General features: G+C 40.7%; 24 protein-coding genes. 21 read left to right on the forward strand and 3 right to left on the reverse strand.

The window, feature by feature from the left end:
• Nucleotides 1-373 precede the first annotated feature (373 nt).
• From ABD772_RS05475 to ABD772_RS05560, 18 genes are all read left to right on the forward strand, one after another.
• Nucleotides 374-1,546, forward strand: coding sequence for a hypothetical protein (locus tag ABD772_RS05475; RefSeq protein ID WP_345101550.1), 1,173 nt, complete (start codon nucleotides 374-376; stop codon nucleotides 1,544-1,546).
• Nucleotides 1,547-1,588: 42 nt separating this feature from the next.
• Nucleotides 1,589-2,167 carry a GNAT family N-acetyltransferase gene (locus ABD772_RS05480; RefSeq protein WP_345101552.1) on the forward strand — a complete coding sequence of 193 codons (579 nt, stop codon included), beginning with the start codon at nucleotides 1,589-1,591 and terminating at the stop codon, nucleotides 2,165-2,167.
• An 8-nt stretch (nucleotides 2,168-2,175) separates the two neighbouring features.
• Nucleotides 2,176-3,105: a helix-turn-helix transcriptional regulator gene (locus ABD772_RS05485; protein WP_345101554.1), complete on the forward strand. Its 930-nt coding sequence runs from the start codon at nucleotides 2,176-2,178 to the stop codon at nucleotides 3,103-3,105.
• Between the two features lie 317 nt (nucleotides 3,106-3,422).
• Nucleotides 3,423-4,229, forward strand: a complete 807-nt coding sequence (locus tag ABD772_RS05490) for an RteC domain-containing protein (RefSeq protein WP_345101556.1) — start codon at nucleotides 3,423-3,425, stop codon at nucleotides 4,227-4,229.
• A 132-nt stretch (nucleotides 4,230-4,361) separates the two neighbouring features.
• Entirely contained in the window at nucleotides 4,362-4,952 is a 591-nt protein-coding gene (locus ABD772_RS05495) for a hypothetical protein (protein WP_345101557.1), read from the forward strand.
• Nucleotides 4,953-5,079: 127 nt separating this feature from the next.
• Nucleotides 5,080-5,358 carry a DUF4134 domain-containing protein gene (locus ABD772_RS05500; protein ID WP_345101774.1) on the forward strand — a complete coding sequence of 93 codons (279 nt, stop codon included), beginning with the start codon at nucleotides 5,080-5,082 and terminating at the stop codon, nucleotides 5,356-5,358.
• Nucleotides 5,359-5,370: 12 nt separating this feature from the next.
• On the forward strand, nucleotides 5,371-5,706 hold the full coding sequence (locus tag ABD772_RS05505; RefSeq protein WP_345101559.1) for a DUF4133 domain-containing protein: 336 nt from the start codon (nucleotides 5,371-5,373) through the stop codon (nucleotides 5,704-5,706).
• Nucleotides 5,690-8,155, forward strand: a complete 2,466-nt coding sequence (locus ABD772_RS05510; RefSeq protein WP_345101561.1) for a TraG family conjugative transposon ATPase — start codon at nucleotides 5,690-5,692, stop codon at nucleotides 8,153-8,155. Before ABD772_RS05505 ends, ABD772_RS05510 begins: the two co-directional genes overlap by 17 nt.
• Before the next feature lie 4 nt (nucleotides 8,156-8,159).
• Nucleotides 8,160-8,534, forward strand: a complete 375-nt coding sequence (locus ABD772_RS05515) for a hypothetical protein (RefSeq protein WP_345101563.1) — start codon at nucleotides 8,160-8,162, stop codon at nucleotides 8,532-8,534.
• An 80-nt stretch (nucleotides 8,535-8,614) separates the two neighbouring features.
• The gene (locus tag ABD772_RS05520) at nucleotides 8,615-9,295 is read left to right on the forward strand and encodes a conjugal transfer protein TraI (protein ID WP_345101565.1); all 681 of its coding nucleotides are present in this window, start codon (nucleotides 8,615-8,617) and stop codon (nucleotides 9,293-9,295) included.
• Nucleotides 9,282-9,950, forward strand: coding sequence for a hypothetical protein (locus ABD772_RS05525; RefSeq protein WP_345101567.1), 669 nt, complete (start codon nucleotides 9,282-9,284; stop codon nucleotides 9,948-9,950). Before ABD772_RS05520 ends, ABD772_RS05525 begins: the two co-directional genes overlap by 14 nt.
• Nucleotides 9,937-10,587, forward strand: coding sequence for a TerB family tellurite resistance protein (locus tag ABD772_RS05530; protein ID WP_345101569.1), 651 nt, complete (start codon nucleotides 9,937-9,939; stop codon nucleotides 10,585-10,587). Before ABD772_RS05525 ends, ABD772_RS05530 begins: the two co-directional genes overlap by 14 nt.
• A gap of 1 nt (nucleotide 10,588) precedes the next feature.
• Nucleotides 10,589-11,788: a conjugative transposon protein TraJ gene (traJ, locus tag ABD772_RS05535; RefSeq protein WP_345101571.1), complete on the forward strand. Its 1,200-nt coding sequence runs from the start codon at nucleotides 10,589-10,591 to the stop codon at nucleotides 11,786-11,788.
• Nucleotide 11,789: 1 nt separating this feature from the next.
• Nucleotides 11,790-12,416, forward strand: coding sequence for a conjugative transposon protein TraK (traK, locus tag ABD772_RS05540; protein WP_345101573.1), 627 nt, complete (start codon nucleotides 11,790-11,792; stop codon nucleotides 12,414-12,416).
• Complete coding sequence (locus tag ABD772_RS05545) at nucleotides 12,413-12,643, forward strand: hypothetical protein (protein WP_345101575.1); 231 nt, start codon at nucleotides 12,413-12,415, stop codon at nucleotides 12,641-12,643. Before traK ends, ABD772_RS05545 begins: the two co-directional genes overlap by 4 nt.
• A gap of 60 nt (nucleotides 12,644-12,703) precedes the next feature.
• Entirely contained in the window at nucleotides 12,704-13,774 is a 1,071-nt protein-coding gene (gene traM, locus ABD772_RS05550; RefSeq protein WP_345101577.1) for a conjugative transposon protein TraM, read from the forward strand.
• Nucleotide 13,775: 1 nt separating this feature from the next.
• Nucleotides 13,776-15,044, forward strand: a complete 1,269-nt coding sequence (locus tag ABD772_RS05555; protein ID WP_345101579.1) for a hypothetical protein — start codon at nucleotides 13,776-13,778, stop codon at nucleotides 15,042-15,044.
• A gap of 67 nt (nucleotides 15,045-15,111) precedes the next feature.
• A complete protein-coding gene (locus ABD772_RS05560) occupies nucleotides 15,112-15,288 on the forward strand; it encodes a histone H1 (protein ID WP_345101581.1) in 177 nt (58 codons plus the stop codon).
• A 70-nt stretch (nucleotides 15,289-15,358) separates the two neighbouring features.
• On the opposite strand, the gene ABD772_RS05565 is transcribed toward ABD772_RS05560, so the two are convergent.
• Both ABD772_RS05565 and ABD772_RS05570 read right to left on the reverse strand, forming a co-directional pair.
• Complete coding sequence (locus tag ABD772_RS05565) at nucleotides 15,359-17,554, reverse strand: DEAD/DEAH box helicase (protein ID WP_345101583.1); 2,196 nt, start codon at nucleotides 17,552-17,554, stop codon at nucleotides 15,359-15,361.
• Nucleotides 17,551-18,393: a HamA C-terminal domain-containing protein gene (locus ABD772_RS05570; protein WP_345101585.1), complete on the reverse strand. Its 843-nt coding sequence runs from the start codon at nucleotides 18,391-18,393 to the stop codon at nucleotides 17,551-17,553. Before ABD772_RS05570 ends, ABD772_RS05565 begins: the two co-directional genes overlap by 4 nt.
• A 578-nt stretch (nucleotides 18,394-18,971) precedes the next feature.
• Between ABD772_RS05570 and ABD772_RS05575 the strand changes: the two genes are divergently transcribed.
• The 3 genes from ABD772_RS05575 to ABD772_RS05585 all read left to right on the forward strand — a co-directional run bounded on the left by ABD772_RS05575 (nucleotide 18,972) and on the right by ABD772_RS05585 (nucleotide 21,052).
• The gene (locus ABD772_RS05575) at nucleotides 18,972-19,598 is read left to right on the forward strand and encodes a hypothetical protein (RefSeq protein ID WP_345101587.1); all 627 of its coding nucleotides are present in this window, start codon (nucleotides 18,972-18,974) and stop codon (nucleotides 19,596-19,598) included.
• Nucleotides 19,599-19,678: 80 nt separating this feature from the next.
• On the forward strand, nucleotides 19,679-19,807 hold the full coding sequence (locus tag ABD772_RS05580; RefSeq protein WP_345101589.1) for a hypothetical protein: 129 nt from the start codon (nucleotides 19,679-19,681) through the stop codon (nucleotides 19,805-19,807).
• Nucleotides 19,808-19,984: 177 nt separating this feature from the next.
• Entirely contained in the window at nucleotides 19,985-21,052 is a 1,068-nt protein-coding gene (locus ABD772_RS05585) for a DUF932 domain-containing protein (protein WP_345101591.1), read from the forward strand.
• Between the two features lie 77 nt (nucleotides 21,053-21,129).
• Here ABD772_RS05585 and ABD772_RS05590 read toward each other — a convergent pair whose 3' ends face one another.
• Nucleotides 21,130-22,266, reverse strand: a complete 1,137-nt coding sequence (locus ABD772_RS05590) for a WYL domain-containing protein (protein WP_345101593.1) — start codon at nucleotides 22,264-22,266, stop codon at nucleotides 21,130-21,132.
• Between the last annotated feature and the right edge of the window lie 156 nt (nucleotides 22,267-22,422).

A 22,422-nucleotide genomic window follows, 5' to 3' on the forward strand; every position in this document is an offset into this window, starting at 1 on the left:
CCAACCTTAAAAACTTCATTTTGGATTGTAATGCCATTGTCATAACCGGTTATCTTTCTACAGCAAACCGCCGTGCGTGTAACAAAGTTGTCATGGGCCTATTTACGAAGATAATTTGGGTGAAAAGTTATCGCCATGAAAAATTTACCCGTAAAAAAATTCAAAAAAAAGACAAATACCTTGTATCGCTATAATCGTTTGTCAGGGATCAATCAATCAGATACCACTGTTGGAGAAACTGACCCAACTAATACTACAATTACGGTATTAACCACTACACATTTGTTACATAAACTCAGTCCACTAAAATTAATGCCATAATTAAAATTGCCCGTAAGTTAAAAAAAATATTCCTGTAAGTTAATTGAATATCATGCTTAAGGATGAGCTAAAGCTGTTGGAGGACTTTGTTAACGCATTTTTCTCCGAAGAAAGTAACGAGAATCTTTCTAAGACTGACCTTGGAAATGGACAAGAAGCGCTTATCATCGCAGAATGTCAAAGGATCAAAAAAGTCTGGACGGAGTTGCTGTTTAGCGATGCGAAGGATCAGGTAATTAAACGTTATGTCTGGTTTCAGCAACAAATTTTATTAGATTTAGCAGATAAGGTTTACCCGCAGATTCAACAAGCTAAACAATCTGCCTCACAGAGCAATTATTCCATCCAGACCTTCTCCGAATTTCTGCTTGAACGATTACTTGATCTCAAAGATTTTCAGATACAATATTTTAATACCTACGTTAACCAAGAAACCAAAATACCAGATGCGGTAATACCGGATATTAGGAAAAAAATGGCCGAAGCAGCAGAAAAACTCAGTGCATCCATGCAATATGTAGAACTGGATGTGCAATTAAAAGCATGCATCCGCGATTATTTAGACGGCATTTCGAACATGGATAAATTTACCCCAATTAACTATCGAACTGCCGAATATTTTTTTCAATTCGCTGAAACATTGGGTGTTACTATTGCCTTTGAAGACAGTCGGGATTTAACCCATAGTGTCACAGAGTCCTTATTTTACCTTAATTTTAATCACAATAGCTTTTGTCAGTGGTATCATGAAAACTTAACCAGAGAAAGTTTAACTCTAAAGGAAAACGATCAATTACACATGTTAAAAAGGCAATTGATCGTCCTTAAAACTATGCCGGTTATATCGACAGCGTGCTATGACCCTGATCTCATGCCCGTTAACAATTTATTAGAAAACTGGCTAAATGAGTATATTAAAGAGAAAAGTAATCATCAAGATTTATTGGAAACCGATATTTCACATAAGATAGAGTTGAAGCTTACAGTAGCACAATTAACCTTGCTGATAAGGCTTTTGTATGAAGAAGGCGTTTTTACGATGAAAAATATAGCTGGTTTACTTCGGTTCTTTTCGAAAAATTTTATGAGTAAAAAGCAGGAACATATTTCATATGGAAGTATGAATAAATTATATTATAGCAGTGATCAGTTCACTGGTTATGCGGTAAGGGAATTGTTATTAAAGATGGTTGCTAAAATCAATAAAATGTTCTTTCCGACATGAATTAAAAACAGATACAATCAGCCTCTAAAAAACATCTACACTATGGACAGAGCAAAACAGGAAGATAAAGAATTAGTAGTAAGCATATTGGCTAAATCATTTAAAGAAAATCAAAGTGTAAATTTTATTGTTCGCCAGGACGACATTAAATTAAAACGCATCCATGCATTGATGGACTATTCTTTTGAAGTGTGCCGTCTTTTTGGTGAAGTATGGTTATCTGATGACCGTAAAGCTTGTGCATTAACTTTATTCCCCCATCAAAAGCGAACGACCGTCAAATCAGTCTGGCTGGATATCAGGCTTATTATTCAGGCAATTGGAATACGAGGCATCCAAAAGACATTGAACCGTGAGGAGGAGATTAAAAAACTTCAGCCCAAGGAAAACATGATCTATTTGTGGTTTATTGGTGTTGATCCAGTATGCCAGCACAAAGGTGTTGGCAGCAACTTATTGGAGGAGATTATAGCAACATCAATTGATAAAAAGCTTCCAATTTATCTTGAAACCTCAACATTAAAAAACATCCCATGGTATGAACACTTTGGGTTTAAAATTTATAATGAATTAGAATTAGGCTACACCTTATTCTTTCTGAAGCGTGAACCCGATAAATAATTACAACAATGCTGGTATTCGGAACGCAAATTCACATTGTCACTTTTATTTTTATAGTGCTTGAATTTTGCATGTTCATTTTCCAAATCTTTTATTACTTATTCCGTCCCCAGGATAAAATCCGTTTATGGTACCTTTTACTACTTTTCCTATTTCAGTTTTATAATATAACCGGAGGTCTTTTTCCAGATCCTAAGATTGATATACCTATTTCCACCCAGGAAATGATTGCTTATGGCAGCGGATTTTTAATGGCCTCTTTTTTCCCTTTATATTTTTTTAAGGCTTTTGATTTAAAATCATTGCGCTGGCACGCTTTATATGGAGTGCCTCTGTTCCTCATGCTTCCTTATTTTATCTTTTTTGTAATTGTTTACGCTATAAATGGCAAACTCAATGTTGATATCAGATTTGGCATGATAGTGCCATTCATTTATGCGGTTGTATTACTTTGGGTAATGTTCCGGGCCATCCGAAAAAAATATGAAGCGGACAGGAATAGAAACGAATACCTGGAGGAAATCGCAATGTATTGCGCGGTTACTCCCTGGCTTTCATTGGCTTTTTTTGGACTTGTAGAAGAAAGTCAGCTTATGGAAGTCTTATTTACGAATACAGGTATTGTTATCATTAGCACCTTATTTATTCTGAAATCTATTCAACGGGCAAGGCTTGAATACCAACTATTGCAAAATGTGACAATTGACGGTACAGGCCTGGAAATATTCCAAGATAATTGCCTGCATTTCCATTTAACTAAGACTGAAATCCACCTTGTACAGATGCTTTATAAAGGATTGACAAATAAGGAAGCCGCTGACAAAATGTTTATTTCAGAAGAAACCGTTAAAAAACACATCTATAATATGTTTCGCAAAACCGGCGTGAAGAATAGGTCAACTTTGATCCACAAACTGCAAAGTATTCGCGTATTTTAATTTTCCTACTAAAATCCCCTAAAAATACCACTTAATAGGTATTAAAAATACACTAATTAGGTATTTTCTCCACTTGAGTAGCTATTTAATTTTGACCTGTATTTATTTATGGATCTATTTTAAACCAATTATATGGGAAAAAATTACAAATCTCCTGCTTATGTGAAGAGTTGTTGCCAGTGAACGGGCGTAGCGGGATTTACTATAATCTGTAATATCCAATGATTCAGGAAATTTCTAACCGATTGCTTAAACAACTGGAAAACGATGTGGAACAAGTTTGTTCCCAGATCAAGGACCCTTTAAAAAGATTGACAATGGTGCTAAAACTTATCCGCGAGGCACTGAAAAAGTTAAGGTTGCATGTTAGCGACCTTAAATTCAAAAATAAAACGGAAGAAATCCCCATTTTCAAGAATATCAAACCTTCCTTTTACCAATGGCAAATTTACTACACCGAGCTATACAACATTGAAACCAATTTGCCGTATGGGGATGCGGACAAACAGGCAAGTTTTCTCGAACAGGAATTGTTGTTTATCGAACGTTTTTTTCGTCAGTATGCTTTTCTCTACCAATATTACCGCCTTAATGCGGATGAGTTGGACAACCTGTATTTTGTAAGGGGTGCAGAAATGCAAAGCATATTGCTCCCGGAAGTACCCGACCTTGACCCCGAATTTTCTACCAGTTGCGATTACCTGTTTTCCAAGTTCCGGGCTTTTGAAGCACTAAAGGAATGGGTATTGGAAAGACTACTCCTTCTGAAAAAAAGGAGTATTGATCCGCAAACACTCTCAGGGAACTTACATCCCGGAGAAATGAACTGGACAGGTGATACCATTGACCTGGCCGAAATTGGTTTAGGGTTTTATTATACCGGTAAACTCAATAACGGCACCGCCGGTTTGGGTGAAATCTTCCGGTGGCTGGAGGAAACCTTTCATGTCAATATCGGTATCCCCGCCAAACGGTTTGCCGAGTTACGAAAAAGAAAAAGGTTAAGCCGTACCCGTTACCTAAACGAAATGCGGGACAGCCTCAACTTGAAAATGGAGAACGAGGATGAATACGTGCCAACTGGCAAGAAAAAGAACAACTCCGCAATTAGCGATGAAGACTAAAGTGCTGTATTTAAATCAGTTATTACTTATTTAACAGTACTACCGAGGCTTACCTAATCAAAAATTTCCAGTCGGGCAACCTTTGCTTTTGTAATCCTGGCGCAATGGAGCGGCAGGACAAAGACAAAAATTATGTTAAAATATTTTACATGGCAGCAATTTTTGGTTGCTGCCTTAGTACTCAGTATCATCTGGTACACTGTCATTATCTTGTTGTTTTATCATCACAAGATACAGGATTATTTAAATGGTAAAAACAAGGATAGCACCCCGTCGGAGCCTTTGAGACATGCCTGGGACGAAGATTTTGAAGACAATCCTTTAGGTGGCGAAGATGACTTGATGGGCAAGTCTGCTTTACCCGAGGGAATGACGAGGTTAAGTATGGCACAATTCGGTTTTGCACCACGGATAAGCGATGCGGCAACGGAGCAAGAAGCCGGAGAAAGTTGGGACACAGCAACTGAACAGAAAGGCGCTGATGAGGTGCGCGAACGGCAACAAAGCATCATTCCTGATGTGCTGGAAGAACTGAAAAGTATCTTTCATATCCTGGAAACGCAGCAAGGCACCAAACAGGATTTCATTTCCTTGTTCGGGTTAGTCAGCACGAAGTACCATAGCATCAAAGGCACAGCCAACCAGCAGGCGCTTAATGACTACATCCGCGAAAACGTGCTTTTCCCGATCTCAGATGAAGAACTGGACAATTTGTGGCAATAATCTCTAATCATAAAAAAATCTTTCTGTCATGTTAAAATCAATAAAATCCTACATAAAAGCAGTGAATTTAATTTTCACCAACCACGTCCCCTATACGCCGAAACAACAAGCCCTTTTAAAAACGCTCATGTTTACCGCTCTATTGGTAACCATCAATTACTGTTTCGGCCAGGACGGTAACAGTGGCATCAACGCAGCCACTACCCAGGTCAAAGGTTACTTTGACAGCGGCTGTAACCTGATGTATGCCATTGGTGCTGTAGTCGGTATCATCGGTGCCATTAAAGTCTTTAATAAATGGAACGCTGGTGAACCGGATACCAACAAAGTAGCAGCGGCCTGGTTTGGCTCTTGCGTGTTCTTAGTCGTTGTGGCAACTGTATTAAAATCATTCTTCGGCTTATAAAACTTAGGGCATATGTCAGTTTACCAGATCAATAAAGGCGTATCAAAACCAATTGTATTTAAGGGCCTCAAAGCGCAGTATATCGCTTACCTGGCTATCGGTTTGGTTTTGCTGCTCATCAGCTTTGCTATCCTATATATCTGCGGATTAAGCCTTTGGGTTATCCTGCCTTTGATCGTCGGGTTAGGTTCGGCCTTATTCTTTAGCGTGTTCCGATTGAGCCACCGGTTTGGTGAACATGGCTTGTCCAAACACTTCGCCAAAAAACAACTGCCGGAATTTATTAAATGCAATTCAAGGCAAGTATTTATCAATTTAAAACAATCGAATCATGGGAATAGAAATTAATAAAATATTGCCCCTAACCAAAGTCGAAAACGGTGCGATATTATCCGCGAACGGCGATATTACTGTAGCCTATAAAGTCAGCCTGCCGGAGATATTTACCCTTTCCGACCGGGACTATGAAGCCTATCACCAGGCATGGGTTAAAGCCGTCCGCTTATTACCGCAGGGCAGTGTCTTCCATAAACAGGATTGGTTTACCGAAAGCAGCTACAAAGCCGATTTTGAAAAGGCCGGCAAAAGTTTTCTTTCCCGTTCAAGCGAACGTTTTTTTAATGAACGTGAATGCCTTGAGCATCTTTGCTACATCTTCCTTACTCAAAAACCAAAAGACCGGAAATTAGCAAGTTCAGCTTACAGCAATATCCTGCGCAAAAGCATTGTACCGCAACAAACCGTTAATCCCGTATTGTATAAGGATTTTTTGGATAGCGCCGGGCAATTTGAACGCATATTGACAGATAGTGGTTTTGTTACGCTAAATCGACTGGATGATGATGAACTGGCAGGTACTGCGGAACGGGCCGGTATTATTGAACGTTATTGCTTTTTAGGCGCTGCCGAAGGGAATCCGGTTATACAGGATATACACCTCAAAGATGAGATCAGGGTTGGCAAAAATCATTGCGAACTCTATACCCTTTCTGATGTAGAAGACCTGCCTGCACTTTGCGGTAGCCGTATCAATTACGATAAATACAGTACCGACCGCACCAAATTCAGTATTGGCTTTGCATCACCATTGGGTCAGTTGTTACCCTGTAATCATATTTTAAACCAGTACATTTTTATTGAGGACGGGCAAAAGACAATCAAACGTTTAGAAGCTAAAAAATTGCGTTTACAATCCCTGTCAGGCTATTCCCGCGAAAACGCCATATCACGGGATGCTGTCAATGATTTTCTGAACGAAGCAATCGGGCAACAACGGCCGCCCGTTAAGGCCCACTTCAATCTACTGGCTTGGTCGGATAATGAAAATAAAGTCAAAGACCTGAAAAACCTTGTGAGTTCGGCAATGGCGCAAATGGATGCTATCGCGAAACAGGAAACCGATGGCGCAGCGCAAATATGGTTCGCTGGAATGCCGGGCAATGAAGCGGATTTCCCGATGAACGACAGTTTCGATACGTTCATTGAACAGGCCGCCTGTTTTTTTAACCTCGAAACCAACTATCGTAACAGTATCAGCCCTTTTGGTATGCGAATGGGCGACCGCTTAACCGGCAATCCGGTGCATGTGGACATATCCGACGAGCCTATGAGGTTAGGCTATACCACCAACCGCAACAAATTTATTTTAGGGCCGAGCGGCAGCGGTAAATCATTCTTCACTAACCACATGATTAGAAGCTACTATGAACAAGGGGCGCATGTGGTATTGGTGGACGTAGGCCATAGCTATAAAGGCTTATGCGACCTGGTGGGCGGCTATTATTTTACGTATTCGGAAAGTGACCCGATCAAGTTCAACCCGTTCTATCTTACCGAGGGTGACGTGCTGGACACCGAGAAAAAGGAAAGTATCAAAACCCTGCTTTTGGCGCTTTGGAAGAAGGATGATGAACCCTTTAAACGCAGCGAGTATGTGGCCCTGTCCAATGCGTTAACGGGATATTTTGACCAGTTAACCAAACGCCCCGATATTTTCCCTTGCTTCAATACTTTCTACGAATACCTGATGGAAGAATACATGCAGGTACTGGAGGATGGCAAGGTGAAAGAAAAGGATTTTGACATCGGGAACTTTCTTTATGTGCTGAACCCCTACTACCGGGGCGGCGAATTTGACTACCTGTTAAACGCCAGTGAAAACCTCGACCTGCTTAACCAACCGTTTATTGTTATAGAATTGGACAACATCAAAGATCACCCGATTTTATTCCCGGTGGTAACCCTGGTGTTGATGGAGATGTTCATTAGTAAAATGCGCAAGCTAAAAGGCATCCGAAAGGTTTTGCTTATTGAGGAATGCTGGAAAGCCATCGCCAAAGACGGCATGGCGGAGTACATTAAGTACCTGTTCAAAACGGTTAGGAAATTCTTTGGTGAGGCTATCGTAGTTACACAGGAAGTAGAAGACATTATTTCTTCGCCTATCGTTAAACAGGCCATTATCAATAACAGCGATTGCAAAATACTGCTTGACCAAAGCAAATACCAGAACAAGTTTGACGCAATACAGGAACTGTTGGGCCTCACAGAAAAGGAAAAGGCGCAGATACTTTCGATGAACAGGGCCAATGACCCCAAACGCAAATACAAAGAGGTATTTATTTCTTTGGGCGGCCAGTACAGCAAAGTTTACCGGACAGAAGTAAGCCTCACAGAATATTTGGCCTATACAACCGAAGAAAGCGAGAAAGTTAAAGTACAACAGTACGCAAAGAAGTATGGCGGCATACAAAAAGGTATTGCCATGCTGGCTATGGAACTCACTAATAAAAACTAAAATTATGAAAGCAACATTCAAATCAATGGTTGGTGCCTTATTACTATTAGCTGCCTGCCAAAGCAAAAAGAATCAAACGCAGGATTTTATTCCAGGCACTTATGTCAATTCAGCCAAAGGCGAATACGCCGTTGCCAATGATACCTTAGTTATCAAGCAAGCGGATGGTTACAATTACCAGATCACCCGGCGTACTGGCTACCAGGCCATTAGGAAGGGTAAATTATTGCCTAAACATCAAAAAGTAGAAATACTAAACTCAGTTTGGGATAGTAATAAACAGGAGTTAGACGAAGTGACTACCGGCAGGATATTCCGCTTTGATACAGATAAAAAACTGTTGCTGATTAACCAAGCCAGTTACCAAAAGATCAATTAACAAAATTATTCACCAATACAATTTGATATGCCGCGAATGCGGCATATAAGGAGGCTATTGTGTCAAAAATTAAAGAAATTATGAAAAAATACATGGTCATTTTACCCGTGTCGGCAGTGACTGTCTTTGTATCTATACCCAAAGGTGCGGATGCACAGCTTGTCGTCGGCTCGGTCATTTCCTCTACAGTTGGCCGCGTGATCCGCGCTATTGACTTGGAGGTGCAGCGAATGCAGAACCAAACGATATGGTTGCAAAATGCGCAGAAAGCATTGGAAAACCAACTGTCCAAGCTGAAGCTAAACGAAATATCAAGCTGGTCGCAACAACAAAAAGATTTGTTCAGCCAGTATTACCAGGAATTATGGAACATCAAAACGGCAATAGCCTATTATTCCCGTATCAGCGACTTATCGCAAAAACAGGTCGCCCTTGTCAATTCCTATAACCAGGCATGGGCGCTCATCAAAAATGACAAGCATTTCACGGCTGAAGAATTGTCTTACATGACTAATGTTTATTCGGGCATTTTGCAGGCAAGCGTTAACGACCTTGACCAGATACTTTCGGTAATCCATGCTAATAAAACACAAATGCCGGATGCCAAACGAATGGAAATCATCAATAAGGCCGCCGATCACATGGATACGAATTATAGCGACCTGCAACAATTCAACACGCAGAACGAAATGCTCAGCTTGCAAAAAGCGCAGAGTGAAAACGAAGTACTCACCTTAAAAAAATATTATGGAATCGAATAAGCAAAAAAGTAAAAGACCAAAACTAAAAGCAATACTAATTTGCTTTGTGCTTTCCGCTTTGTGCCTTCAGCATAGCTACGCGCAAACTTTTGCGGAGTGGTTTTCGCAAGGCAAAACGCAGATCAAATATCTAACCCAGCAAATCGCCGCGCTAAATGCCTGTGAAACTTCCATCCGGCAGGGATATAATATGCTGAAAGGCGAATGGACATCCATCGGCAATTTTAAAAACGGCGAATTTGGCCTGCACCAAAGCTACTACACTTCGCTAAGTAATGTTAACCCACAGGTCAAAAGCAGCCCGGACATTAGCTCCATTGCAACAGAGCAGCAAAGCATTATCAGGATGTTAAATGCGATTCAAAACGTGGCAGGCTTAACCAATGATGAGCGGGGTTATATTCAAACAGTCGTGCAAAATATCATTAATGAATGCGCAAAAGACCTGGACAAATTAAACAGCGTGTTAAAAAATGGCGCCCTGCAAATGAGTGATGATGAGCGGCTGAAGCAGATACGGAATGTACAGGCGGCTATGTTGGATAAATACCAGTTTACGCAAAGCTTTTGTAATAGCGTCAGGCTTATGGCGGCCCAAAGAAACCAGGACAGTAACGAAACACAGACCTTAAACAAGCTTTATGGAATTAACTAAAAAACTAACCATCGGGCTGTTAACCTGTATGCTTTTGACTTTTGGTTTATTCCCCGAAAAGGCGAATGCGCAGGCTTCTACAGCACAGGACGTACAGCAATTATTGATGGACATTGAAAAGCTTACCCAATTTAAAGCGATACTATCCGATATGGAAACCGGCTATACCATCCTTACACAAGGCTATGGCGAGGTTAAGGATATATCCGAAGGAAACTTTAACCTACACTCTTCTTTTTTAAACAGCCTGATGGCTATTAGCCCCGAAGTGCGGAAGTACGGGCGGATAGCCGACATTATTTCAGCGCAGGCCAGTATCGTATCCGAATACAAAGCAGCTTATAAGCAGTTCAGCAGCAGCGGCCACTTCAGCGCGACGGAACTGGTTTATATGAACGGCGTATTCAGCCAGTTGTTGAGCCAAAGCGTGGATAACCTGACCAACCTGGCTAACGTGATCACCGCCGGAAACTTGCGCATGAGCGATGCGGAACGCTTACAGGCCATTGACCATATCTACGGGGACACGCAGAATAAGCTGGTTTTCCTACGCCATTTCAATACCGAGGTAGCGGTACTGCAACTGCAAAGAGAGAAAGAACAAAATGATGTTAACACCCTGCAAAAACTGTATTAGTATGAAATGGAAACAAATCTTTAATAGTTCCCCCTTTAGGGGTTTAGGGGGCCTGGCGTTGTTGCTTGCTTTACCGCATTTAAGCCAGGCCCAGGATATTACAACCAGTCTGCAAGGGATGCAGCCGGTATTGAATAACGTCTATAATCAAATGATCCCCATGTGCAGCAACCTGATAGGTGCCGCGCAAGGTATAGCGGGGTTTGCGGCCTTGTGGTACATCGCCTCACGGGTATGGCGGCAAATTGCGCAGGCCGAGCCGCTGGATTTCTACCCGCTGTTGCGCCCTTTCGCTTTGGGCATCGCGATAATGCTGTTCCCAATGGTGATTGCGCTGATGAACGGTGTCATGCAACCGATTGTGTCAACTACCCAAAATATGGTGACCAACAGCAACAACAGTATAGCCTTGCTATTGAAACAAAAAGAAGACGCGATAAAAAACAGCAGTAGTTATCAAATGTATGTTGGCGACGATGGGAACGGCGACCGTGACAAGTGGTACAAATACACGCATCCTGATGACCCTAACGACCAGAACGAGGGCACTTTTTCGAGTTTGGGCAATGATGTGAAATTTTGGATGGATAAGAACATGTACAATTTCAAGAACAACATTAAAGAATGGATGTCGGAAATTTTGCAGGTTTTATATGCCGCCGCTATTCTTTGCATCAATACGATACGGACGTTCTACCTCATCATCCTGGCCATATTAGGGCCGTTGGTATTTGGCTTCGCCGTGTTTGACGGATTACAACATTCGCTGCAACAATGGGTAGCCCGGTATATCAATATCTTTCTATGGCTGCCTATCGCCAATATCTTCGGCAGCATCATCGGGCAGGTGCAGCAGCAAATGCTACAATTGGATATTTCGCAGATACAAAGCGCCGGGGACACGTTTTTCAGTCCGACGGATACGTGTTACCTCATATTTCTCTGCATTGGAATTGTGGGTTATTTCTCCGTACCAAGCGTAGCTAATTATGTGATACATGCCCACGGCGGGAATGGTTTACTGAACAGGGTAACCAGTGTTACGGCAACAACTATTAGCGCGGCTTCCGGTGTAGCAGCGGCGATAAGCGAACGTGGCGAACAGACAAGAAGCAATATCTTAAACGCGCCTGCCGACTTTAGGGAGGGCTATCGCGGAGGAGGCAGTAACCATCAAAAAAACAAACTGGAGGGCAAATAAGATGTTTCAGCAATTCAAAAATATCGATACGGCTTTTAAGCATATCAAAACCTTCAGCATTTTTTTAATACTGGCCAATGTGGCTACGCTATGTTTTGGCATCTATAAAAGCTACCAGTTTGCAAATCAGGCACAGAACCGGGTGCATATCCTATATAACGGCAAAGTACTGGAAGCCATAGCGGCAGACCGCAAAACCAACCTGCCTGTCGAATTACGCGACCACATCAAAACCTTTCACGAGGATTTCTTTACGCTGGTGCCGGATGATAAGCAGATTGACTCCACTATTACCAGAGCCTTGTATTTAGCAGACGGCAGCGCTAAAACGGCCTATGATAATCTGAAAGAGGCGGGTTACTTCAATAACCTCATCTCAGCTAACATTAACCAGCAGGTGAAAGTGGACAGTATTAGTTTAGACCTGAATACCTATCCCTATGCTTTTACGTGCTATGCTACTGAAAAATTGATCAGGGCGACCAGCACCGTTACCCGAAAGTTGGTTACACAAGGAAAGATCAGCGACCTTAAAACTGAAACGGACAATAACCCACACGGTTTTTTAATACAAGGTTGGCAGATACTGCAAAACAACGACGAACAAACTAAAGCCACACAGCCATGAGGTTATTTAAAAGAAAAAAAGCAAGTACGGCAAAGCATCGGGAAAATGCTTTGGCCACGCAAGTCGCCGGATACATACATCGGAGGCAAACCCAGGTAGCCGGTTACCTTAACCGCAAAACACAGTATTGGAACCACGCCTCAAAATTGACGGCCCTGTTCCTGTTTTGCCTTTTGTTCGGCGGGTTTTGCCTGTTCATTTTTATTAAAGCCATTATTCACTTTTAACGGCGAAGCCGTCTTGAAAGCCATTAAAAACAAATTATTCATCGAAAAAACAATATTAAAATGACGACACAAGAAGAAAGAAAACGAAAACTATTACTGTTCCTGCCGCTGTTGGCACTGCCCTTCCTGGCATTAGGTTTTTTTGCGCTCGGCGGCGGCAAAGGCAATGCAGAGGCGCAAACGGCGGCGGTCAGTAAAGGCATCAATACAGAACTGCCCGGCGCACAATTAAAGCAGGATAAAGGTGCCAACAAAATGAGCCTGTACAACAAAGCGCAGCGTGATTCCGCTTCGGCCAGGTCGCATTCCGCAGCAGGGGCATTTTCTGCATTGGGTTGGGATACGGCCAGTTTCCACAAAGCAACCGGTAAATCCGTAAATAGCACAGCAGAAAGCGAAACGAAGATCAATCAGCGGTTAGCTGAAATTAACCGGCAGATCAGCCAGTCGGCACCAGTCAGCACTCGGCCATCACCCAATTATACTTCAACCGATCAATCGGCTGATTTAGAAAAGATGGAAAGGCTACTCAAACAAAAACAGCAAAGCAGCGCGCCAGATCCCCAAATGCAGCAACTTAATACGATGCTTGATAAGATCATGCAAATCCAAAACCCATCACTGGCAAAGGATAAGCAAAAAACGGTTAAAGCAACCGTTACGGACAGCGCATTTAAAGCTATTCCTGCCATTATTGACGGCAACCAGAAATTGGCTCCAGGAGGCGTGGTCAAATTGCGTTTACAGGATACCATCAAAATCAACGGGATCAAAATTCCTAAAGGACAAACTGTATTCGGCTCTTGCAACATTACCAACCAGCGCCTCTTACTTGATATTAAAAATATCCGTTTAGGAACGGCGATTATCCCGGTCAATTTCACCATGTTTTCGCTGGACGGCATGGCGGGCATTGCGGCGCCGGAAGCGGAATTGGGCGAGGCGGCGGGCAGCGGCGCAGACGGGGCGCTCGAAAATATGCAGTTTTTGAGCATGGACAACAGCCTATCGACGCAGGCGGCGACAGCGGGTATCTCGGCAGCCAAAGGTTTGTTCGGCAGGAAAGTTCGAAAAATACGGGTGAAGTTGAAAGGTGGTGAAACCGTGCTGCTTCGCATTAACAAAAACTGATATGCGGCTCGAAACCAAATATGCAGAAAAAATTATCAGCCTACTGGAAGATGCACAAGATGTCGGGATGCCCCATGTCGTATTTGAATTGCGGCCGCAGGATATGGAATTACAGCCGCACCAATTGAGTTTGTTTGAAAAACTCGGGGAGGCTTTGGAATACCTGGACAATGCAGCAGGAAATAATTACCTGCCGGGGGATGCGGACTACCCCATTTACTACCGCCACGTTGACCAGTTACTGGAAGAAATAAAACAAGCAAATTCATTAACCATAAACAAAATTGATATGAACAGGAACAATTTAGAGAACATCCAAAACGAAATGAAAGACCTGCGTTTCAGTAAGAAAGCCATTGAGGAAGCACAGCAAAAAATGGAGAAAGGCTTACCGGAGTTTACCGTAGCCGACCAACTCAAAGGCAATAAAGGACAGGTGGATGTGACCGCTCACTTCAGGCAGTCCGGCCAGTCAGACAACTATTATTTGAACAAGTTCGCGGTAGCCTTAAATACAGGTAAGGCTTTGGAAGAGGGACATAAATATTTTATCATTACTCGCAATGAGAAAGAACCTGGCAAGAACCTTACCAAGTCTTTTGAAAACGTGAGCGATGCGATCAGCTTTTTCAAGGACCAAAAAGGTGACAGCCGTTTGGCGGCCGGAAAAGACGCCGCGCACGCTACGGAACTGGCCGAGATGAAAGCAGGTAAAGTGGAATACGTGGAAAAAGACTTCCAGCGTACTTTCCGCACACCTGCGCAGACACAAACCTTTTTCGTAGAACGAGGCAGGGGCTTCACCGTTGACCAAGCGGCCAATCTGATACAGGGACGTTCGGTTTACCGTGATGACCTGTTAAACTTAGGGGGACAGCCTTACGCTGCCTGGATCAAGCTGGATATGGACAGCCCAAAAGACAGGTATCAAAATTATCAAACTAACCAATACCATGTACCCTCTTATGGGTTTACTACCAAAGAGGCGCTGGAAAAATACCACATCAAAGAATTGGGTGACCCTAAAAAACTGGAATCATTAATGGCATCTATTGAAAATGGTAACCGTCCGCTGGTTACCACCGTTAAAGACGGCGAAGAAATCAAATTGCATATTGAAGCAGCGCCGCGTTTCCGCCAGATCAACTTCTTCCAGGAAAACGGTAAACCGGAAAAGCGGGAACAATTTTTAAAGGAACCGAAACTTGAGCAGACACTGCAAGTAAATAAAGGCAAAGAAAAAGAGCAGGAACAGGGAATGGCCGTATAAAACTGTAAATTTATTTTTTTCGCCTTTTAAAACGAACAATAATTAGTCACTTTTAAATTATCATTTTATGGAACAAATCGCAAAATTAAAGGAACTGATCGCCTCGGCAGAAGCTGATGCCGACAAATTTTTTACTAAGGGCAACAACGCCGCAGGAACAAGGCTTCGTAATACGATGCAGCAATTAAAAGCAACCGCGCAAGAAGTACGCACTGCTGTTATCGAAAAGAAAAACGCAAAATAACTTCGTATTTAAAACTATTTAGAGGGAGCCTGATTTTGATCAGGCTCCTTTTTCGTTTACCAGGAAACATTTAAAAGGCATTCCTGATTTTTTTAATTTCATAATTTATTAAACCCCTGCTTTTCAATACCTCATCGGTCAGATTATTACATTGATTAATTAAAACCTCTGAACTTAAATCTTGATTAAGGAACCTACCAAGCTTATTTATTGCAGATACAGGTATGTCATATTCCATTAAAGCTGCCAAATTAGGGGGCAAAAAAGTATGCTCCAATGAACTTGCAAAAAACGAATAATTCCCAAAAGGTATGTTGCTCTTTTTTAATACATATTCCTGTAAGTCAGAGATAACGGAAATCCACTTTGGTAGTTTATAGTCAAACCAATGTCTTGTGATATTCAATATAAAAAAAGCCATTGTGTTTATTCTTGTCTGCTGATCTGGGTATCGCTCTATGTAAAAAGGGTCATTGATAATATCGTTTATTAAAGCTGATACCGATTTAAGTTGACTATATTTTATTGTAAGTACCGCTAAATGCGCCGCACTTCTAATATCTGCCTTATTTTCACCTGGTCTTAATAGATTGTCCCAAGCCAACTGTATAACCAATAAAATTTGGTCGTAAGTTGGATATGCCGTCCAATTTAGCAGATAACGGTATTGGCTTAAATTACTTTCAAGAATTTGTATGATTTTTAATTGACCGTCAATATTTATACTTGAGTTTTTTCGGAGAACAGCTTTTAGACTGTCATCAAGATTATTAAAAGCGTCCAATTTGTGCTTCACATTTTTGTCAATGTCGGCATCATCTAATGCAATAAGAATTTCCAAAGGCGCATTTTCTTGGTCAAATAAAGGAATATCAACGAATAACTCCATCTGATCTGGCTGCTTCTCAAATCGAATAACATTTCCTATAAAATGTTTATTCATACGTCCAGATCGACCGGCAATGTTTTTATAGTCAAAGAAGTCTATTTGTTTTGTTCCTTTTTCTTTATCGTATAAAACAACATTCTTAGCAGAAGTGTTAACCCCCTCTATTAATGTGGAGGTACAAAAAAGCCATCTGATCGACCCATTGTTAAAAGCATCAACTATTGAACTGCCGAGATGTCTCGGTAATGCTCCGTGATGAAATGCAACACCAGAATTAATGGCGTCAATTAATGACCATTTAGGATTAATATTTTGACTTATCCATTCAAGAATATCCGCATTATCATTTAAGTTCACAATTCCAATATCTACTTCCTTTGTTGTTAGTTCTGACCTAAATTCAATTCCCAATGTTGTGGCCTTATTGGGGGAAGAGCAATAAATTAATGTCTGATCGTTTAGGGCTGATAAAAAATTAAATAAACTATCTTTTTTTAATTGTTTCTTTTCTGTGGCTTTGACCTTTCCGATGATTTCAAGGCTACTCTCATCAACCGCAACGGTAGAAAAATCCGTCGGGAACCAAGTCAGATCAAATTTTTCTTTGAATGACAATGGAATATTCCTGACCATCGGGCCAAGTAAATAAAACTTATTGGTAAATTTAAGCAACCTATTAAATGCTTGATTTAATGCTATCGCCCGGTCATCGTCTCGATCAAGGCTTAGTTTATAAAATTCATCAATTACAAAAAAATCGATATTTTCAAAATGCTCATATTCAACTACCCGCTCCCCGGTAAAAAGAAATATGTTACGCTTATCGCCGTCAGGCGTTTGGTTCGTAGAAACAATGATCTTATAACTATCCCTGTATTTTAATAATTTTTTTCGAGTCTCATCTAATAACGCGAGTGTAGGTTGGATGATAACAATTTGTTTGTATAAACGACTGGCAACAATTTCTTCAATTAGCAAACTTTTGCCAAAACTCGTTGGTGCGCTTACAACAACCGCTTTTTTACTTTGAAGTTCAACAGAAAGATACTGCTGTTCTTCATGTAGAAACACATCGTTTATAAAAGGAGACTTATGATATTCATAACGTAATAACCCGCTAATGGATAAATTTTCTGTATCAATATATGGGTATAGTCCCGCAGCCTCAGTTAAATCATTCCAAATGGGCTTTGTGTTTTCCTGTAATTTTGACCAGGCATCACGCACACGAATTACAATATCACGGCCATACCTTTCTTCCGCTTTGTTTCTAAGCAACTTCGCACAGAATTTCGATAAATCGAAGCTTTCATCATAATCGATAAATTGTGATTCTGAAATGAATTTTACTGCATCGGTAGCGTTTTGAAAGGTCATATTTTCTGCATTAATTTAAGCCGCGTATCAAGTTCAGTATTTAGCACATCTTTATCAGGAACTGGCAAAAGCATCAAAATTATTTCTACATTAATTGAACCTTTTAACCTTACAAATTCATCATTTAATAAATTCCATTCCGTTATAAAATCGTTTAAACATTGAGGAGTGTTGTCATCGTGGGTGTTAAATAGATTACTATTATAAGTACATACCATCGGGATTACAATGCTGGAGAATATTACATCAAGCCGCTGATGTTTATCCATCAAATCTCTCCAGTGTTCTATCTCTGGTATATTATTAGGTAATTTTTTTGAGATCAAACTAAACTCCCTGCGGAGATAATCAGCGTTTACATGCTTCGTAATGTCCTTTGCCAGATCCTTAATTCCACCGGAACCTGATTTGTAAAGTTTAGATTCGCCAAGCCATAACTTTTTTTCATTTCCATTTATACTTATTTGTACACCGTCGAAACCATGTGCGGGAACATTATGTGAGTCTTTAAAAAATATTTTAGAGATAAGTGGGATTGTATTGTGAAAATCTCTTAGCAATAAGTGTAAAATCAACTCGCCAAATTCACCTCTCGTTTGGTATTTATCGGTCATATAAACCGTTTCAGCCGCCTCTTTTAAACGTTCAATGATTTCCGTTAAATGTACTTGTTCACTACAGTGATAGCCTAAAGCAAATTCAGGAATAACATTTCTTATTACATCAACCAATGGCTGTATTCTGAACTTTTTCTGATCGAACCCTACATAATATGCTTTTAATGTTGGGGCAGAAATCTTTTCTTCAAGAACTAAATCGGATTTAAACGGTCGAGGCATTAATAACTGATTAGGTGGTTGAATGGACTTTTATAAAATGTTCATAAAGAATATTTTATAAAAATAGATAATTAATCGAATTTGAGTGTTTTTTTAAGTCAGCAGTTCCAGCCGCATCGTTCCTCAGCAGCTTCACTGCATTTTAAAACACCTGGCGATTTGGGCCTCGCTGGCGCATCGCCCAAACCGCCAGGATTTTTTGAGGCTACTTTATAACTCCTTTTATCTCATTCCATTTTCTCCATTGGCTTTTTCGCAAGCAAATTTCTGAACGGCGGGACTGAAATGCCAAGACCGGTGCCCTACGGGTTTGCTGGAAAAAAATCTCCACACCCCTCGCTTCGCTCGGGGGTAGTATTTTTTTCCGCAAAGTCTTGTCCTTCAGCCCGCCGTGTTCAGGTGAGGGTGCTTACAAAAAGCCACCGGAGGCTCTTGCCGACGGGGCTGATTAAAAAAAGTAATTCGGACAGATTATGGAAACACAAAACGACAGGGCACCACCACAGTGGGAACGGCGCAGACCGCAGACCATCACAGGAGAAGTAAGAGAATAATAAAACATTTAAAAATTAGAAATCATGAATAACAAGGAAGTAAAGAACGGTGCAGTACAAGGTACAGCCACCACTAAAAAGGAAACAGCAAAAACTAACATTCGCCCAAACCTGACAGGAAAGGAAGCAAAAGATGAAGCTGGCAAGGACAAAACACCTGCCCAAACTTCGCAGGGTGAGGAAGCCAAAACTTCCGAGGCAAAGACCGATAGCACCGCTACCGTGGATAACCAACCCGCTAACGTTTCAGAAGCCCCAAAAGCCGAAGAATTGAAACAGGGCGAAGAAGCAAAGCCACAAGCCGAGCCGAGCAAAAAGGAAATTAAAGAGCAGTTTCAGGCACAGCAGGAACGCAAGTTAGCCGAAACGGTAAAAATCGTGGAAGTATTGGGCAAAAAGATTGCGCAAAAAACTAAACTGGAAAACACGATTGGCAATATCGACAGCTTTACCATTGCCCAAAGTGATGATAAAGACGATATGGCAAGCGATAGCCGTTTTGCACGTTGCGAGTTGGTTATTTCCGATGATGACGGCAACGAGTTTGTAACTAAAAACCCTTTCATTATCGCCTATGTCGCACAGGAAGTTAAACAGCTTTGTATCGACAAACTGGCAGAGGTGGAAGCAAGTATAGTAATACCCGCATAAGTTAACAATGGCAACGCCCTATGTATTCGCAGTACATAGGGCGTTTTGCTAAGATGGTTAAATCTTAATAAGCTAAGACAATGTTAGAAATTTTCATCGAATTAACCGACCAAATATTTTGGAAAGGCTATGCACAACAGTTAACAATAGATAACCCCGCAGCTTTTCAATTTGAACTGGCTGAATTTACCAACTATTATAATTCGTGAAGCCATGACGGACACCATTTTTTTATTGGTGAAAGTGGTTATTAACCATACGCATGTCAAGGTACATGACGCCATAAACGAATTACAGCAACAGGCGGTTTGCCTCGTTACCGACACGGAAAACGTGAAAATCGAGGACCTAACAATAATGCAGTATAATTTAAAATCTTAAAGACAATGGCACACAACATCAATTATAACGAGCAGACTGAAAAACATAGTTTTTTCAGCGTAAAGGAAAAAGCCTGGCATGGTTTAGGGCAAATCATCAGCGATTACCCGACAAGCGCCGAAGCGATTAAATACGCGGGGTTAAATTATGCTGTTGAAAAACGCCCCTTGTTTACCTATGATACAGAAAACTTTACAGGTAACGCCGATACGGATATTATTATCCCCGAAATTGAAGTACCTAACTTTTATGCAACTGTTCGCACAGATACCGAGCAGGTTTTAGGCGTAGTTGGTAAAGATTACGAGATTGTGCAAAATGTAGATGCTTTTACCTTTTTTGATAGTATTGTAGGAAACAAAGACGGCATCTTATATGAAACCGCAGGGGCATTAGGCAACGGTGAGCGTATTTTTATTACCGCTAAATTACCCGATTATATTAAGGTCGGCAGGAAAGATTGCATTGAGAAATATTTATTTCTCACCACTTCGCACGATGGCACGGGGAGCATTACTATTGCATTTACACCCGTGCGGGTAGTATGTCAGAATACGCTTAATGCCGCTTTGAACAATCACGTTAATTGTATAAAAATAAGGCACACCGCAAGCGCAACTGATAAACTAAAAGAAGCACATAAAATGCTCGGTATTACTAATCAACTATCGGTGGAACTGGAAGCCGTATTTAATCGTTGGTCAAGGGTTCGGATAACAGACCCCGAATTAAAAAAGCTAATACAAGTTGCAATGACACCCAATCGAGAAACCTACGAAAAGTTAAAGGCGGGTAAAACGGATGAACTGTCAAGCCATTTTAACAATATGGTAAGTAGTGTATTTGACTATGCTATGACCAGCCCCAACCAACAGGTAGATACCACCAAAGGCACACTGTTTGGCGCATACAATGCGGTAACAGGCTATTTTCAAAATGTTCGCAATTTCAAGGACGAAGAAAGTAAATTCAAATCTATCATGTACGGTACAGGCTTGCAAAAGAGCCAAACTACATTTAACCTATGCGCTGATTTTGCAAAAAATGGTAACAGAGTGTTAAATTTTAACTAATCAATAAGGGGGAGCAATCCCCCTTATTTAACCCAAAATTCCGGGCGGCCCCTTGCGGGGCGGAAAGTTTCTAAAATCTACTTAAACGATAAATCTAATTTTTGTAAACTTTGAATACGATCAACTCTAAAACTCCTGTTATCTTGCCTCAATAAACAATACCCTACCAGGTAAGTAACATCGAAAGAACCTTCCTTTACGTTTATAATGTTATAATTTTTTAAAGTGCGATGGGATAATTGGTCGTTACGATTTTTATACTTGATTCTAATGTATGAAAGACTTGCCAGCGCATCTTTAATTGCGTCTGCTATTTCTGTTGCAATAAATTCTGGAGTGGCCGCTTCGGGTTTGTGAACTATATCAAATTTGGGTACTTCCGCAATAAAAGGACTTTTTATCTTAGCAAAGGTTGTTGCCTGAACTATATCAAATTCTTCTACTTTATTTGACAGATAATCATATGCTCTTAAAAAGTAATAGCCACCGCGATAAGCGATATTCCTCGGCTTTGCCAGTGTTTCTGTTTTCTCCGTTTTGATATTTACAAATCCTGAACGCTTTATTACCTGCGAAAGGGCTAAAAAAGTTGTTTCTTCTACTTCTTCTATAAGTTCCAACGCTTCTAAGGGTAAAGTATAACCCGATATTTTATCATCGGTGGGATCAAAAAGATTAACTTTTACGTCAAGGGCAGACACGTTGCGTATTGGAATTAGTTTTTTATCGGTTAATGCATGTTTTGATTTGTGAGGCTCAATATCAACCAATTGTAAGACGGGTGGTAAGAATGATAATAAAGAATTAATGACTGTTCTTCCCACTCCAGCGTTTACTGAATTATCTTCATAATTGAGTGATGATTTCTTTTTGCCAAGTTCAATCGAAGCAGTTTTAAAAGCAATTTTATCTCCCCTTTTTAGATAATTTCTGTTAATGGTTGACGTAGACTTAAGTATGAGCTTTAAATCATCTTCATCAATTTCTGCAAAAATAAACTTATATGGCTTAGGTGAAAACCAGGTACATCTATATTTATATGTATCCGATTTAACCCCGGAAAAACTTTGTTTACTTTTATAAATTTCGGCAATTACCATTAATGGGGGTAACATAACATGATCGCCACTAATGATGATTTCTGTACTACCATTACTATAAGGATGCACCTTTAGGGTTACAATGTCACCAATGCTAAAAAATTTAGATTCCATTCGTAAACTTAAATAATTATTGCAACAAGTTTGTTATATTTGTAGTTGCCTTGCAGCTTGAGGACGATAGACATTTAGTTAAGCCGCAAAATATTTCAGTTAAGATTTCTGATACTGAAATATTTACTGTTATATGAAGAGGATAACAGGTAAGAG

The organism is Mucilaginibacter panaciglaebae, assembly GCF_039539265.1.
Lineage (GTDB): Bacteria > Bacteroidota > Bacteroidia > Sphingobacteriales > Sphingobacteriaceae > Mucilaginibacter > Mucilaginibacter panaciglaebae.